At 32.1% G+C, this 14947-nt stretch carries 15 protein-coding genes; 5 read left to right on the top strand and 10 right to left on the bottom strand.

Annotated elements, in window-relative coordinates:
• Positions 1-85: 85 nt before the first annotated feature.
• Together WAF17_RS03180 and recG are read right to left on the bottom strand one after the other, a co-directional pair.
• Positions 86-751: a hypothetical protein gene (locus tag WAF17_RS03180; protein ID WP_338766139.1), complete on the bottom strand. Its 666-nt coding sequence runs from the start codon at positions 749-751 to the stop codon at positions 86-88.
• Between the two features lie 113 nt (positions 752-864).
• On the bottom strand, positions 865-3036 hold the full coding sequence (gene recG / locus WAF17_RS03185; protein WP_338766140.1) for an ATP-dependent DNA helicase RecG: 2172 nt from the start codon (positions 3034-3036) through the stop codon (positions 865-867).
• 182 nt (positions 3037-3218) lie between these two features.
• On the opposite strand from recG, the gene WAF17_RS03190 reads away from it, so the two are divergent.
• Genes WAF17_RS03190 through WAF17_RS03200 form a run of 3 tightly spaced genes read left to right on the top strand, consistent with a single transcriptional unit; the run spans position 3219 to position 5057 of the window.
• Complete coding sequence (locus tag WAF17_RS03190; protein WP_338766141.1) at positions 3219-3932, top strand: RDD family protein; 714 nt, start codon at positions 3219-3221, stop codon at positions 3930-3932.
• On the top strand, positions 3929-4627 hold the full coding sequence (locus WAF17_RS03195; protein ID WP_338766143.1) for a hypothetical protein: 699 nt from the start codon (positions 3929-3931) through the stop codon (positions 4625-4627). The genes WAF17_RS03190 and WAF17_RS03195 overlap by 4 nt, the downstream gene beginning before the upstream one ends.
• Before the next feature lie 10 nt (positions 4628-4637).
• Entirely contained in the window at positions 4638-5057 is a 420-nt protein-coding gene (locus WAF17_RS03200; RefSeq protein ID WP_338766145.1) for a hypothetical protein, read from the top strand.
• Here WAF17_RS03200 and WAF17_RS03205 read toward each other — a convergent pair.
• Together WAF17_RS03205 and mutL are read right to left on the bottom strand one after the other, a co-directional pair.
• Complete coding sequence (locus tag WAF17_RS03205) at positions 5054-5701, bottom strand: hypothetical protein (RefSeq protein ID WP_338766147.1); 648 nt, start codon at positions 5699-5701, stop codon at positions 5054-5056. The two genes, WAF17_RS03200 and WAF17_RS03205, sit on opposite strands and share 4 nt — an antisense overlap.
• A gap of 61 nt (positions 5702-5762) precedes the next feature.
• Positions 5763-7853, bottom strand: a complete 2091-nt coding sequence (gene mutL, locus WAF17_RS03210) for a DNA mismatch repair endonuclease MutL (protein WP_338766149.1) — start codon at positions 7851-7853, stop codon at positions 5763-5765.
• Positions 7854-8159: 306 nt separating this feature from the next.
• Between mutL and WAF17_RS03215 the strand changes: the two genes are divergently transcribed.
• Positions 8160-9131, top strand: coding sequence for an archaemetzincin (locus WAF17_RS03215; RefSeq protein WP_338766151.1), 972 nt, complete (start codon positions 8160-8162; stop codon positions 9129-9131).
• Between the two features lie 98 nt (positions 9132-9229).
• Entirely contained in the window at positions 9230-9442 is a 213-nt protein-coding gene (locus tag WAF17_RS03220) for a DUF2945 domain-containing protein (RefSeq protein ID WP_338766153.1), read from the top strand.
• On the opposite strand, the gene WAF17_RS03225 is transcribed toward WAF17_RS03220, so the two are convergent.
• The 6 genes from WAF17_RS03225 to WAF17_RS03250 form a co-directional block, all read right to left on the bottom strand.
• Complete coding sequence (locus WAF17_RS03225) at positions 9439-10302, bottom strand: nucleoside phosphorylase (protein ID WP_338766155.1); 864 nt, start codon at positions 10300-10302, stop codon at positions 9439-9441. The two genes, WAF17_RS03220 and WAF17_RS03225, sit on opposite strands and share 4 nt — an antisense overlap.
• A 123-nt stretch (positions 10303-10425) precedes the next feature.
• Positions 10426-10953, bottom strand: a complete 528-nt coding sequence (locus tag WAF17_RS03230; protein WP_338766157.1) for a hypothetical protein — start codon at positions 10951-10953, stop codon at positions 10426-10428.
• Between the two features lie 26 nt (positions 10954-10979).
• Positions 10980-12365 (bottom strand): caspase family protein, encoded by a 1386-nt coding sequence (locus WAF17_RS03235; protein ID WP_338766158.1) that lies wholly within the window; start codon positions 12363-12365, stop codon positions 10980-10982.
• Positions 12366-12525: 160 nt separating this feature from the next.
• Entirely contained in the window at positions 12526-13503 is a 978-nt protein-coding gene (locus tag WAF17_RS03240) for a CPBP family intramembrane glutamic endopeptidase (protein WP_338766160.1), read from the bottom strand.
• Between the two features lie 104 nt (positions 13504-13607).
• The gene (locus tag WAF17_RS03245; RefSeq protein ID WP_338766162.1) at positions 13608-14519 is read right to left on the bottom strand and encodes a succinylglutamate desuccinylase/aspartoacylase family protein; all 912 of its coding nucleotides are present in this window, start codon (positions 14517-14519) and stop codon (positions 13608-13610) included.
• 149 nt (positions 14520-14668) lie between these two features.
• A complete protein-coding gene (locus tag WAF17_RS03250) occupies positions 14669-14944 on the bottom strand; it encodes a hypothetical protein (RefSeq protein WP_338766164.1) in 276 nt (91 codons plus the stop codon).
• Positions 14945-14947: the final 3 nt, after the last annotated feature.

Raw genomic sequence — 14947 nt, forward strand, 5'->3', positions numbered from 1 at the left:
ATCAAAGGAAGTTATTTGAATACAAAACGGCTATCCATTTTTTTATGAGTAGCCGTTTTTTACTTTCTAAAAATTTAAAATACGATTAATCTACATCGTATTCTTTCAAATAAATATTTAATTTTCCATCCATTGATACAGCCACAGAGCCTATTCCTTTCAAATAGTAATTTTTCATGGTAGTTTTTCCATCTTCATCTACTGTTTCTATCAACAAACAATCTGTATATTTCTTAGTTGGTGTTTCTACAGTTGCATCCATAGATGTTACTTTATAGTTCATGCCTTCAAAGACAGTCCACGTTTTGCCCATATCAATATCAGCAGGAAGAGCTAAAAATTCTTTTTCTCCCTTCTCAATATAAGGAGAGATAGAATATATATTTCCCTCGTCATCTGTACGTGCGTAGGTGGTAGAAAGCTCTGTTCCGTCTTTGTAGGTTTGTTTTATGGTAAGATAGTCTTTTCCATTTTTGGTATATCCTTCATCTAAAACTTTTGTAGTATATTCTTTCGCCTCTGCGTATTCTGATTTTGTGGTAGCATGAGTCCAAGAGTTGCCTTCCTTGATAGGAAAATATTCACTTTCAGAGGAAAACATACTGGTCGTAGAAGAAGATTCTGATTCTGTTGCTTCTGCTGAAGTAATTTCTTCAGTAGAACTGTCTGTTGTATTTTGTTCTTTCTTTTCTCCCTGACAAGAAAAACATATCAAGATAAAAAGTAGGAAAACGTAATTTTGGTGTTTCATTAAAAAGATAATTAAAGTGTATAAATTATGTTTGCTCTAATATACATTTTTTTGTAAAAAATTAGTTCATAAGCTACTATTTTTCAAAAGAAAATAATTAAATCAAACAGCTCCTAAGAAATTCTACTCCAATTAATAGTTTGTTCTTTCTGAATGTTTTCTAGTGTAATTACTAAAGGCTGATTTTCTTCTTTTTCTAATTTTGGGTCTTCTTTCAAAATTTCTTGTGCTACATCTCTAGCTACTTTCAAAATTTCTCCATCTCTGGCAAGGTCTGCAATACGCAAATCTACTGCGCCACTTTGTTGTGTTCCTGCAATATCTCCAGCACCACGTAATTTCAAATCTTCGTCTGCAATCTCAAAACCATTTACTGTCCTGACCATTACTTCTAAACGCTTTTTACCTTCTTTACTCAACTTATAACCACTCATAAGAATACAATAAGACTGTTCGCCACCACGCCCAACACGTCCACGAAGCTGATGAAGTTGTGAAAGACCAAAACGCTCCGAATTTTCGATAACCATTACAGAAGCATTCGGAACATTTACACCTACTTCAATAACTGTTGTGGCAACCAAAATTTTAGTTTCATTTTTAGCAAAACGCTGCATCTCAAAGTCCTTATCTTTTGGTTTCATTTTTCCGTGTAGAATACTTACAGGAACATTCGGAAAAGCTCTTCTAATACTTTCATAACCATCTTCCAAATTCTTGTAATCTAGCGTTTCAGATTCTTCAATCAATGGATAAACCATATAAATTTGTCTTCCCAAATCAATCTGACTTTGCATAAAACCAAAAACACGCAGACGATGAGCATCAAATTTATGAACCGTTTTGATAGGTTTTCGACCTGCTGGAAGTTCATCAATTATCGAAACATCCAAATCGCCATATAAAGTCATGGCTAAAGTTCTAGGAATTGGCGTGGCTGTCATTACCAAGACATGAGGAAAAAAACCTTCATTTTTTTGCCATAATTTGGCTCGTTGTGCTACTCCAAAACGATGCTGTTCATCAATAACACAAATACCTAATTTCTGAAACTGAACTCTATCTTCCAAAAGTGCATGTGTTCCGACGATAATATGAATTTTGCCTTCTTTCAAATCTTCTAACATTTCACGCCTTGCCTTTGTCCTTGTTGAGCCTGTCAGAATATCAATTCGAAGTCCTAGCGCATCACAAAAACCTTTCAAGCCTTCATAATGTTGTTGTGCCAAAATTTCGGTGGGCGCCATCAGACAGCTTTGAGCCTCATAATCAATTCCCATCAGCATAATTAAAAAAGAAACAATCGTTTTTCCACTTCCTACATCCCCTTGCAAAAGTCGGTTCATCTGACTTCCTGATTGTACATCTTGATGAATTTCTTTGATAACTCTTTTCTGTGCGCCTGTAAGCTCAAAAGGCAAATGTTCTTTGTAGAATTTGGCTAAAGTCGGTGTTTTTTCAAAAATTAACCCTTGATTTTTATCTGTTCTGACAAGTTTTAATTGCAAGAGTTGAAGCTGAATAAAAAATAACTCTTCAAACTTTAGTCGTTGTCTTGCTTTTTCTAACCACTCTGTATTTTTGGGAAAATGAATATGAACAATAGCTCTCCTTCTATCTAATAACCCTTGTTTTTCGATAATAGAAGTTGGCAGAGTTTCCTCAATTTCTTTATGTACTTGACGAATAAGTGTTTGCATCAAATTAGAAATTCCTCGGCTATCCATTCCTTTTGCCTTCATTTTTTCGCTTGTATGATAGACAGGCTGAAAATAACTTTTTTCTTTTTCTAATGGAATATGTAAATCAATTTCTGGGTGGGCAATACTAAAATTTCTGCCATACATATTGGGGCGACCATAGACAATATACTCCTGTCCATCTTTGAGCTTTTTGGCTACCCAATTTGCACCACGAAACCAAACCAATTTTACTTCGCCAGAAGCATCTTCCAAAATAGCTTCCAAACGTTTCTTTTTTCCTTCTCCCCAAAGATTGATATTTCGTAGTCTTCCTTTGAGCTGAACGGCTGTATCTTCTTCTGAAATCAGACCTATTTTTTGGAATTGTGTACGGTCTTCATAACGAAAAGGCAAGTGCATCAGCAAATCACCAAAAGTACGAATGTTGAGTTCTTTTTGTAAAACTTCGGCACGCAGACCACCCACCCCCTTCAAAAACTCTATTTTTGTATCAAAAACAGTTTTTTGTTTTTTTGTTACAAAGACAGGTTGTGGCGCAGTTTCTTGTTCAGAAAGACTATTATTTTCGGCAGATTTTTCCAATAGTTTGTAAAAGATAGTGCTTTACAAAAATAGCAAATAAAAGTAGAAAAACAATCTTTTTTGCTATTTTTATTAGATTGTATTACTTGTATATCAATTTTTAAAAGTCGGTTTTTGTAAAAACAAGGTAATCTAATTAGCTGATTTTAGAGTTTAGAAAAATAGAATCAATTATATAGAAAATGAAAAACACCTTAATCCTTACCAAAAATCAAACTCAATTCTTAGAAGAAAATCGTCAAGACCCAATTACTGGAGATGATTTTTCTGTTGGAGATGAAATTGTGTTTTGTGCTTCTTGTAAATCTGCTTTTTTGAAAGAAAGTTGGGAGTTTATGGATAGGAAGCACTGTAATCAAAAGAAAATATTGAGAAGTTTTCCTAGTTATGAAAAGCTTTTTCTTGAAAAGCCAAAAGCAGTATTGTCTTATCAAAGTGCAGAGATGGAAAGTCGTCTTCCTGCTGTTTTTATCGATATTATTTTTACTTGTTTTGTTTGTCTTTTTTTTATGCCTGTTTTTTGGTTTCTGAATATCTTCAATAAATTACCTTTTCTGGAAAACGCATACATTTACCTTGGTATTGGATTATTCATTTTCAGAGATACTATACTAGTTAATAAAAGTCTTGGAAAACATATAATGCAGCTTTGCTTCATACACAGCAACACTCAAAAGAAAGCTCCTTTCTATAAAATTTTCTTACGAAACAGTTTGTTATGGATAACTTTTACTCCACTTGTTTATCTGTTTATTCTGACTAACTCTCTATTTCTTTTATTGCTTATTATATTTGGTTCAATTAGCTATTGTTTATTTTTTATTACACAAAATCAATCACTATTAGACAAATTATTACGAATAGAATTAGTTCAGAAAAAAGTTTCAAACAAATGAAAAACACCTTAATCCTTACACAAAATCAAACTCATTTCTTAGAAGAAAATCGTCAAGACCCAATTACTGGAGATGATTTTTCTATTGGAGATGAAATAATATTTTGTGCATCTTGTAAATCTGCTTTTTTGAAAGAAAGTTGGGAGTATATGAAAGGGAAGCATTGTAATCAGTATAAAAAGTTAGATAGTTTTCCTCCTTCCTTAGAACAATTGGCTCTTAAAAAGCCTAAAAATGAAGTTGTTTTAAATTATACAGACGCTATTTTTGAAACACGTCCTCCCGCTATTTTTCTAGATGGTTTATTAGCTATTTTAATAACTATTTTATTTTTTAATATTTCTAGTTTTTTACCTCAATTAAGTACCTTCTTCTATTACATTGGTCTTGCTTTTTTTATATTTCGGGATAATCTATATGGCAATCAAAGTATTGGAAAGAGAATGATGCAAATTTATTTTATAGATAAAAAAACAAAGCAAAAAGCTCTTTGGTACAAAGTCCTGTTTAGAAATCTTATTTGGTGGGTGTTTTGTGGATTATGTTTAGTTATTTTTGATATAAGAACTAATACCTTTTTATTACTTCTAATTTTTAATATAATTCATTTGTTATATATCATTTTCAAGGGAGAATCTTTCATAGATAGATTATTACAGATCAAATTGATAGAAGAAAATAATACTAAATATTAATAAATAAATAATGAATAAAGGATTATTACTCACAGAAAATCAAACTCACTTTTTAGAAGAAAACCGTCAAGACCCAATTACTGGAGATGACTTTTCTATTGGAGATGAAATAGTATTTTGTGCATCTTGTAAATCTGCTTTTTTGAAAGAGAGTTGGGAGTTTATGGATGGAAAGCATTGTAATCAAAAGAAAGTACTACAAACCTTCCCTGTTTTTACTTTTTTAGATTTGAGAAAAGAAGGCAGTTTTAAGATAAAGAAAAAACTGACAATCTCTGAATTAATGCCCCTTATTATCTGTTACCTTATCGTTCTTGGGTTTCTTATCTATATCTTTAGTGGTTTGTACGAATATAACAATATTCTCTTCTTTGTAGCTGTTTTTGGTTCTAGCTTTTTATACCTAAAGCTTAGAAGTTGTTTGAGTTAAAGTTTTTTTAATCGAAAATAATCATTTGATAGGTAGATTCTATTTTTAAAAAATTTCTGTTCATTGAAATCATTTACTATTGCTTTAGGAGAAGAACCATTAATATAGTGTTTCGCAACAACTGGGATTATATCAATAGATAACCTCTCCCCTTCCAAATGGCAAACTCCATAATACTCTAATCTTTCAAAAAAACCTGTAAACTCTATAATATTATTACCTAGATAAATTATTTTTATTACTTTAGATCTAAGCGCAAATTTTATCTTCTCTAAACTTGAATTTATGTCCTCATATAATGAATCTCCATAAATTATATCAAAATTTAAGCTATCCGTAGAGCAAGACATTACCTTCTTATAAAAAGCACCACAAAGAAATTCCTCCTCTTGTATGTACGTGTATATGATTGAATCATTTACTCTTATAATAGGTGAAATTAGCTCATAACTTTTACAATTATCTAGACATGCAGTCATATAAAAAACGCTGTCATCATTCTCTAAATATTTTTGAAAAAGACTCATTAATCTAACATTTGACATGTTTTCATAATCCATACCATAAGAATGTAAAATCCATTTTTCTTGAGCAAATCCACTTAACGAAATACATAATAAAACAAGAGTAAGGAGACACTTCATTATTTTTAAATTTTAAATTTTAATCACTTTTTGATGTAATATGATTTTGATTTAATAATATTTACAAAAACAACTGCTCAATCATTTCTGTATCCAAAAGCATGAATATTTTTTTTCCATCAGGTGTGTAATTAGGTTGCTGACAGGCAAAAAGTTCATCAATCAAACTTTGCATTTCTTCGGTAGAAAAATAATTTTTGGCTTGTATAGAAGCACGTTTGGCAAAGGCACGTAAAATATTTTCTCTTTTCGGAATCTTAATTGTATTTTGATTGTATTTAAACTGCTCTAAAAGTGCTTCTAAAATAGATTCTCCTTTTTCTTTGAGCAAATCAGCAGGAAGACCAATCAAGCGAACTTGTTGATTTTGTTCTAGCTTTTCATCTATTTCTATCGAAAAACCTAATTTTTTGAGTTCGGGCAAAACTTCTTTCAAAAGCTGATAATCTACTACCGAAAAAGTAAGGGTAGGAGGAAAAAGAATCTGTTGAGAGGTAGCTGTATTATTCGTACTTTTTGAAATTCGCTGTTCATAACGTTCATACAAAATACGTTCATGGGCAGCCGTAGCATCAATCAAAATCATTCCTGATTTGGTCGGACTTGCTACAAAACGACCTGCAACCCAAAAAACATGACGTTTATCACTCGTTGAAAGATTCAGTTTAGACGATTTTATTTCAGCTTCTAATTCAGACTTCGAAAGATTATTTGCAGAGCTTCGGAAGGTTTGGGGAGTTGGGAGTTGGGAGTTGGGAGTTTCATTTTCTCCCAATTCCCAGTTCCTAGTTCCTAACTCCTCTCTTTGCTCATCATTCAAATAGATTCGTTCCCAGTTTTTTTGATTACTTTTTTGCCTATCTGTTGGCTCTGGTCGCTCATAAGATTTTAAATCCTTTTTTCTGTTGAATGGCTCATTGATATAATTACCATAATTCCCTCCATTTTCTTCTTTGTCATACCTACCAATAAAATCAGTTGATTTTTCTGAATCTTTGCTATTACTATTTTCTTTGTTATTATACTTTGAAAAATCAGAAAAGAAAGTTTCTGGTTCTTCTTCATTATTCTCATCTACACTATCACCTTCACTTTGATTTTTAGAGTAATTTGAAGGGTTTAAAAAATTTGCATCTGTATCAAAGTCTAAAGGCGAAACTACTTGAGAAACTCCTAAAGCTTGTTTTACAGCTGATTGCACGACAACGTAAACCGTTCTTTCATCATCAAATTTTATTTCAGTTTTGGTAGGATGAACGTTTATATCAATTTTTTTTGGGTCAATTTCTATAAACAAAACATAAAAAGGATGAGCGTCTTTTGGCAAAAGTCCTTCATAAGCCGTCATGACAGCATGATGCAAATAACCACTTTTTATGAATCGATTATTAACAAAAAAATACTGATTTCCTTTTGTTTTTTTGGCAGCTTGTGGTTTGCCTACATACCCCAGAAGTTTGATAGTTTCTACATCTTCTTGACAGGTCAGAAGATTTGATTGATAGCTTTTTCCAAACATTGCCACAATTCGTCTTGCTAATTTTCCTTCTTTTAGATTATAAACTTCCTGTCCATTGTGGTTCATAGAAAAATTTATGTGAGGATTTGCCAACGCCACACGCTCAAACTCATGTGTAATATGACGAAGCTCAACGGAATTAGATTTTAAGAATTTTCGACGTGCTGGTGTATTAAAAAATAAGTTCTTGACAGCCAAAGATGTTCCTTTTTGTGTCGCTGTTGGCTCGTGTTTTTTCACTTCCGAACCTTCAATATAAATCATCGTTCCTACTTCTTGGTCTTCTTGTTTTGTGCGAAGTTCTACCTGCGAAACGGCTGCAATAGAAGCCATTGCCTCTCCTCTAAAACCAAACGTTCGTATATTATACAAATCATCTGGCGTAATTATTTTTGAAGTTGCATGTCTTTCAAAACACATTCTAGCATCTGTTTCAGACATTCCTTTTCCATTATCGATTACTTGAATGAGAGCCTTTCCTGCATCTTGCAAAACCAGTTCGATAGTTGTCGCTTCTGCATCAACAGAATTTTCTAGCATTTCTTTTACCACCGAAGCAGGTCTTTGAACAACTTCTCCAGCAGCAATTTGATTGGCAAGAGATTCGGGAAGCAAATGAATAATATCTAGCATAAATTTATTTATTGTTTCAGAAACTGGCTTTGTTTTTTCTACTTATTCAAAGTTCGATAAATTTGAACAAGGATACAAATAATATTCTTTTGTGTAGAATTTTATAATTATTGGTCTCGTTTCACTGAAACATGAATAAAGACAAGTTTGTTTTGCAATAAATTAAATTTGAAAATTCCTAAAACTTATTGGTTGTAAAACTGAAAACAACTGATTATTCATTCATAGTTTTCTATTCCTTAGCTATATTTACCATCACTTTAAAAGTAAAAGTTTATCATAAATCAAATACTTACCCCCTTTTTCATGAAAAAAGATGCTTTATACTTCCTTATCTCAATTTTCTTTTTTGTGTCTTGCAATCCAAAACCAAAGCCTTTTCCAGCTCAAGGATTAAATAATCTAGCTGATTCAATGGAGTTTGTCTTGAAAAAAAATCAATTTTATATAGAAGAACCTAAATCTGGGGAATGGCTAGAACGAAATAAAGAAAGAGGACAGACATTTACAGAGTATTGGAATAAAAATACGAACATTCCACCTGTACGAACAACAGAAAAAAGAAAGAAAATCTATATTCAACTTTATGGAGACTTTGATAAAACACAGCTCCGTTTGATGGATTCGGTAGAGCAGTTCTTATCTATTTTTTATGAATTACCTATCGAAAGATTAGAACAAAAAAGTCTGGATTCTACAAATTTAGACACTACAAATTGGCGAGTTCATACAAGAAATGGTTTTCAAGTAAAGACAGGCTTTATATTAGATTCTTTAGAAAAAAATCTTCCTAATGATGGTGTTTTGTTAGTCAGTTTTACAACAACTGATTTATATCCAAACAAGAAATGGAGTTTTGTTTTCGGACAAGCAAGATTACACAACCGAGTAGGAGTTTGGTCGATGGCACGTTTTGGAGATAAAAAAGCAATGAAAGATGATATTGATAGTTTTAATTTGGCTTTGGAGCGAACATGCAAAACGGCAGTACATGAAATTGGACATATTTTTTCACTTCAACATTGTATTTTTTATCGTTGTGCGATGCAGGGCGCAAATAGCTTGAAGGAAATAGATGGACACCCTTCTTACTTTTGTCCTGTTTGTGATGCCAAAATTATCTCAAACCTAAATCTTCCTTTATCAAAACGATATGAAAATCTAGCTACTTTTTGGAAAAACCAACAGCAGCTAGAAACTAGTTATTATTACAGAAAATCAGCTATACAAATAAAAAGATTAGAACCTTATGAAAATTCTTCCTCTATTACCAAGTAAACATCACATCTTGAATAAATTAAGAATAACATTTTTGATAAAAAACCTGTTCTTCTACAGATAGAAAATAATATTTCACATCAACTAAGAACAAAAATATGATACGAACAGGCACAGAAGTAAAATGGAACTGGGCAGATGGAACAGCAAAAGGAAAAGTCATCGAAACATCAACTGAAAAAACAGTAAAGACGATAAAAGGGCAAAAAGTAGTCAGACATGGAGAAGAAGAAAACAAAGCCCTTTATATCGAACAAGACGACGGCACGAAAGTATTGAAACTTGAAAGTGAAGTTGAAAGAGATGATTAGTAACTACTCATTTTTTCCAATGTGTAATGAATCAAATTATTAACTTCTTCTTGTGGGTTTTCAGAAAACTGATGTGTAATTCGATTAGCAAGAATAGCATTGAGTGAAAGCATTTTGTGTCCTAAAAGTCTTCCCATTGCATAATAACCTGCCGTTTCCATTTCCATATTGGTAAGAGGAAAATCTTCAATTTTATTTCTAATTTTATCTAAATAATTGTCTGTCTTGGGTTTTAATCTTACTTCACGTCCTTGTGGAGCATAAAACCCAGGGCAAGTAAGTGTGTTTCCTTTTATCATTTTTCCACCTTCTGTAAAATGACTTACTAAGTCTTCATTGGCAGAAACTATATAAGGATTAAAATCAACCTTTGCATTTTCTTTAATTCTTTGGGAAAACTCTTGTTCTCTTTGACTTTGTTCTAATCTATAAAACTGCATTAGTGTATCCATTCCGACTGCATTTTGAGAAGCTAAGAGTGTTCCTACAGGAATACTTTCTTGAATAGAACCCGAAGTACCAACTCTGATAATAGTAAGTGAAGTCAGTTTTTCTTTTACTTTTCGTGTCTTGAAATCAACATTGACAAGCGCATCTAATTCGGTCATCAGAACTTCTACATTATCCGTTCCCATTCCTGTCGAAATTACAGAAATTCGTTTTCCTTTATACGTTCCTGTGTGCGTAATAAATTCTCTTTTGTGAATTTTATGTTCTATTGTATCAAAAAATTGACTTACAGAAGGCACACGCTCTGGGTCACCAACCGTAATAATTGTATCTGCTAATTGAGAAGGTTGTAGATTGAGATGATAAATAGAGTTATCAGAGTTGATGATAAGTTCGGAAGATGGAATCATAGATATTTTTTGTGTTTGTTGTTTAATTTGGAAAGCTAAAAATACTCATTTATAACAAAAGAGCATAAAAAAGCCTTATCATTTTCAGAAAAGGCTTTTGGTAAAACAAAGAATACATTTTCTTTATTCTTTCATAATAATACTTTTGATAAGTTTAGTAATCGTATTTTCTGCTGTCAAATCTACATAAAACATATCTTCTTTCTTTTTTTCTTCTTCAATTTTTGGAGTTTTGAGAAGTGAGTTTTTGGCAATTGCTTTTGCACACGGATTATCAGAAAACACAATATCTAGCGTATCTTTTTTAGTTTTTAATCGCATTGCATATTTCGGCATCATCATACATTTTTTTTCTACATCAGAAATGTAGTTTGTAGTGTCCAAAAGTGCATTTTTCAAGCTATCTAATTGCGCTGATGAAGTAAAAACTTTTTCATAAACTTCGTAATCACAAAGATACGTTTTGCTAGAATCTTGTTCTACTGGATTTATAGGTGTTTCTTTCACTAAGAACAGCTCTATATCTTCTGAATTTTTTATGATTTTGTGCATAGCTTGTAATTCTTTTTCTTTACAACTGCTTAGAATAAATAAAGATAATCCGAAAGTAAAAATGGCTATATAAAAAAACGATTTTTGAGTAAAATTCATAAATGCTAAATTTAGTTTTGGAGTAATTATCTTTTACTGATTTTGGTATAAAAAACTGGATTTTGAGTAGTACAGTTTCTACAACCTGTATCTGTTTTATTTACTGTATTAGCATGAGATTTTTTCAAAATGTTTTCCCAAGAAGGCTCTTGTGTTTTGAGATAACTAATTTCTTCATGAAAAGCTTGTAAAAAACTTAGTGTAAAGAAACCACCATTAACGCTATTAGACCACGAAACCTGTCCTGCACTAGACGAGGTAACAATCATATTTCCTTTTGTAGCCAAAAATAATTTTTGAAGCTTTTCGATATGAGGAGTTTGATACGAACGACCAGCCAAAAAGCTTGTTTCAGTCATTTTATTGATTCCAATATCAGAGTTACAACAGTCTGTAATGACAATATTCAGACGTGCGCCTTTTTTATCTAAAAGATTATAGACCGATGAAACTGAAAGTGTTGTTTCTGCCGAAAGCTTAGTATAAGGAGAGGCACGAATATCCATTTGAGGGTAAGCATCAGTTTGGTCAGCCCAACGGAAACCGTGTCCACTATAATAAAAAACGACAATATCATTACTACCAGGATTTAGTCCATTCAAAACTCGCATAGCATTATCTTTCGTAAAACTACTTCCTTTTACTTCATATTTTCTAAAATCTACTTTCAAAGCTGCTGCAATATCTTCAAATTCCTTTGTCATATTTCGGCTATCAGTCTCACAACTTGCCCCAATATCTCCAATACTACTATTGACTAGCATTACTAAGTGCATTTTTGCAGCTCCATAATTAGCTTCTTGATTTTGTTGTTGCGTCGTGTTATTATCATAATGCTCTTGTGCTACGTGGCTATCAAGTTCGTTATCACGCATATTTTGAAAGGCTAGATATTCCTTTTCATTATCCCAATAAAAACGGTGTAAATATTCGTCTGTGAGTTCTGAAACTTTGAGTTCTTTATAAGAATCTACTCTCTTCAAAGACTCTTCACTAAAGTTTGGGTCATCAGTTACAAATGGCATTTCTCCTTTTGTTTGTTCGTCCCAAACCCATACAAAATGGTCTGGATTGTAAGAGCGTCTATCTACTCTTGAGCCAGAGTTAGATGTAATGAACTTAGGATTTTCGCCTTTCATTACAAAATAATTATACCCATCTTCTTGTCCAGAAGTAGAAGTGTAATCTATATTTACAACATTATAAACATCATTATAAGTATAAGCAATACGCATGTAGGCGTCCTCTTCATTAAAATAAACTAAGAAGCCTTTGTACTTTACACCTGATGCTGAAAACTCAATTTCATATAGAGATTGCGAAAATACTGGCGCAGAAAGAGTTAGGAAGAAAGAAAATAACAATATCCTCCATATATAAGAGGTTTTGAAGCCTTTTTTATGATTTTTCATAGGTAAAATAGAGATAAGTAAAGAAAATAGTTTTCAAAAGTACACAGATGTACAACTTCAAAAAGAAAGCCAATATTCTTAACTTTCATTTTTGATTGAAAGTTTCTGATTTCTATATATTTCTTATTTAAAATTTATAAGGCAAAAAAGCTACTTTTCTCTATTTCATATTTTTCTCTACTTCTTTATCCATTATTTTTTTAATGATTTTCAGAATGCCAATACAAAGCACAATACTCAAAACACCAAAAGGAATCAATATAGCAAAGTTACTTTCCTCTATTTTTGAGGTAGTGAGCATTTGGTCATCATAGAATAAAAAGAGAGCCAAAGTAATTCCGTTATTCAAGATATGCGCCCAAATAGGAACAGTAATATTGTTGGTATAAATATATAAATAGCCAAACAAAGCTCCCAAAAGCATACGAGGAACGAATCCGTAAAACTGAAAGTGAATAGCACTAAAAACAATAGCTGTTATCCAAACGGCTGCATGTTTGTTTTTGGTAAGGTTTTGAAAAAGAGGTTGTACTACTCCTCTAAAAAATACTTCTTCAGTTAGTCCTGCCAAAACAGCAATCACGATAAAGCCTAAAACTGTTTGTAAAGGCGAAGCAAAATCAGTCATGAAAAGAGTTAATGCCTGTGCAGCATCTTCTTTTTCTCGCATCCATGTCTCCAAACCTTGTAAGAACTCTGGAAACTCTATTGCTCCATTTAGTGTTCCGACTAATTGAACAGCAGGAAAAGCAACAATAGCAAGTACGAAAACAATCAAAAAAACGAGAGTCGGAGTTTTGTACCTTTTTAAAAAGGGTTCTTCTAAAAATTGCTGTGCCAAGTCAGCATTCATTACAGAATGAGTTCCATTATTCGGGTTTGCTTGATTGAATTTATAGACATATTTAGTAAAAAACAAGGTAACTCCAAAAAAACTAATCAATTGTGTAAGACCCTGCAAAATTAAAATAGGCGTACGAAGCTCTAGGTATGCACTCATGTTTTGCATCTGATTTGTAAGTTCTATAAGAGGGATTCCATAGACAAGTGAAATCAGAAATACTCCGATAAATTGTGAGGCAAATAAAGCTAAGACAGTAATTAAGAGGAGAATAAGAAGGGAGAAAATATATTTCATTATGAATATTTTTAGAGACGATTTTATACAAAAAGTAGCAATTTTTCTAGTACAATAGTAGAAGTTTTATTCTCAAAATTACAATTAAGAAAAGAATTATAATTTTATTTAACAATGAAAAAACCATCATTTCCATCATCTTGATACAAAGGCATCAGAACATAACCACTATAAGGCGAACGAATTTCTTTTCCATCTTGATGAGCTAATAGTTGTCCTTTTTCAATACTATCAAAATTCCCAAATCCTTCTACCATTTTAAACGTCGAATTTTTAGGAATTTTATGGATATATTCACACGTTAAATAATTCGGAACTCCTGTACGTATAGTTTCTCCCAAAGTATGTTCTAAGTTTGGAATAGGTTGTGAAGTCATTTGAAGAGATTGCATGATTCGCCAAACTCCAGAAATAAGATTATTTGCAGAATTTTCTTTTCCTATCGTTCCTCCCTCAAAAGCAAAAGTTTCATAATTCCATTGCTCCATATAAGTCATGGCTGTTCCGTCTAGTTTCTTATCTAAACCAAGAATAACTGGAATTTCTAAAAGTTTTGCAAGTTCGTCATCTGTCGTTGTGGTTCTAACCACAAAAGCTCCATTGGGTGCAGAGGTAGTGTGCAAATCTATCAAAATTCTTCTTTTATACGTATCGTGAGGAATCACACGCAAAACTTCAATGAGCTGACGCAATTCTTCATATTCTGGAATTTCAGAATCAGGTGGAATATTATCTATCAAATCATTAAGCCAAATTCTATTCAAATCAGTTTGCAGATAGCGTTTTTTCTCTTTGAGAGCCTGTAAATTTCCTCCAATAGCTACAAAGTGTCCATTAAAAAGTCGTTTATCTAAATGCGAAGTTAAATATTCTAAGGCGTTATAACCTGCTTGTTCGTTTCCGTGCAAACCACCAATACAAACCAAAAGTGTTTGATTATCTCCTCCAGAAATATCTCCAATGATACGTTTAAAAAGTGTTGGTGTGTGTGTGGTTTCTTGTGGTTTTTGAGTCATTATTTATTGAAAAATTCGAATGAAAAGGTCAATTATAGTTAGTACATAAACTGTAATAAAAACCCCTAAACTTCCTACTAAATTTTGAGTAGAAGTCTAGGGTTAATTTTTATAGTACGCAGAACAATCCACAAAGATACAAAACAACTTTATTTTTTTCTAACACCAAGAACATTTGGAATTTCCCAAAAATGATGATTATTATCATTCAAGTTAAAATTAGTTTCATAACTTCCTTGTTTCGAAATTACACTATCGCCGTATTTTATGAAAAATGAAGTTTCGGGTCCTCCTTCTAAGTACATTATTTTTTTAATATTGAGTTCCGATTTCAAAAGCATATCATTATACATTTGAATATTATAGGGCGAACGAGTATGAATAAAAAGAACATTCGAATTCATATCTTCTGCCAAAACAACCATACT

This window comes from Bernardetia sp. ABR2-2B (genome assembly GCF_037126435.1).
In the GTDB taxonomy this organism is placed as follows: Bacteria; Bacteroidota; Bacteroidia; order Cytophagales; family Bernardetiaceae; genus Bernardetia.

What these genes read in the sequence shown, in the direction of transcription:
- WAF17_RS03180 (WP_338766139.1), bottom strand. Translation starts at nt 751, where the DNA reads ATGAAACACCAAAATTACGTTTTCCTACTTTTTATCTTGATATGTTTT.
- WAF17_RS03190 (WP_338766141.1), top strand. Translation starts at nt 3,219, where the DNA reads ATGAAAAACACCTTAATCCTTACCAAAAATCAAACTCAATTCTTAGAA.
- WAF17_RS03195 (WP_338766143.1), top strand. Translation starts at nt 3,929, where the DNA reads ATGAAAAACACCTTAATCCTTACACAAAATCAAACTCATTTCTTAGAA.
- WAF17_RS03200 (WP_338766145.1), top strand. Translation starts at nt 4,638, where the DNA reads ATGAATAAAGGATTATTACTCACAGAAAATCAAACTCACTTTTTAGAA.
- WAF17_RS03205 (WP_338766147.1), bottom strand. Translation starts at nt 5,701, where the DNA reads ATGAAGTGTCTCCTTACTCTTGTTTTATTATGTATTTCGTTAAGTGGA.
- mutL (WP_338766149.1), bottom strand. Translation starts at nt 7,853, where the DNA reads ATGCTAGATATTATTCATTTGCTTCCCGAATCTCTTGCCAATCAAATT.
- WAF17_RS03215 (WP_338766151.1), top strand. Translation starts at nt 8,160, where the DNA reads ATGAAAAAAGATGCTTTATACTTCCTTATCTCAATTTTCTTTTTTGTG.
- WAF17_RS03220 (WP_338766153.1), top strand. Translation starts at nt 9,230, where the DNA reads ATGATACGAACAGGCACAGAAGTAAAATGGAACTGGGCAGATGGAACA.
- WAF17_RS03225 (WP_338766155.1), bottom strand. Translation starts at nt 10,302, where the DNA reads ATGATTCCATCTTCCGAACTTATCATCAACTCTGATAACTCTATTTAT.
- WAF17_RS03230 (WP_338766157.1), bottom strand. Translation starts at nt 10,953, where the DNA reads ATGAATTTTACTCAAAAATCGTTTTTTTATATAGCCATTTTTACTTTC.
- WAF17_RS03235 (WP_338766158.1), bottom strand. Translation starts at nt 12,365, where the DNA reads ATGAAAAATCATAAAAAAGGCTTCAAAACCTCTTATATATGGAGGATA.
- WAF17_RS03240 (WP_338766160.1), bottom strand. Translation starts at nt 13,503, where the DNA reads ATGAAATATATTTTCTCCCTTCTTATTCTCCTCTTAATTACTGTCTTA.
- WAF17_RS03245 (WP_338766162.1), bottom strand. Translation starts at nt 14,519, where the DNA reads ATGACTCAAAAACCACAAGAAACCACACACACACCAACACTTTTTAAA.
- WAF17_RS03250 (WP_338766164.1), bottom strand. Translation starts at nt 14,944, where the DNA reads ATGGTTGTTTTGGCAGAAGATATGAATTCGAATGTTCTTTTTATTCAT.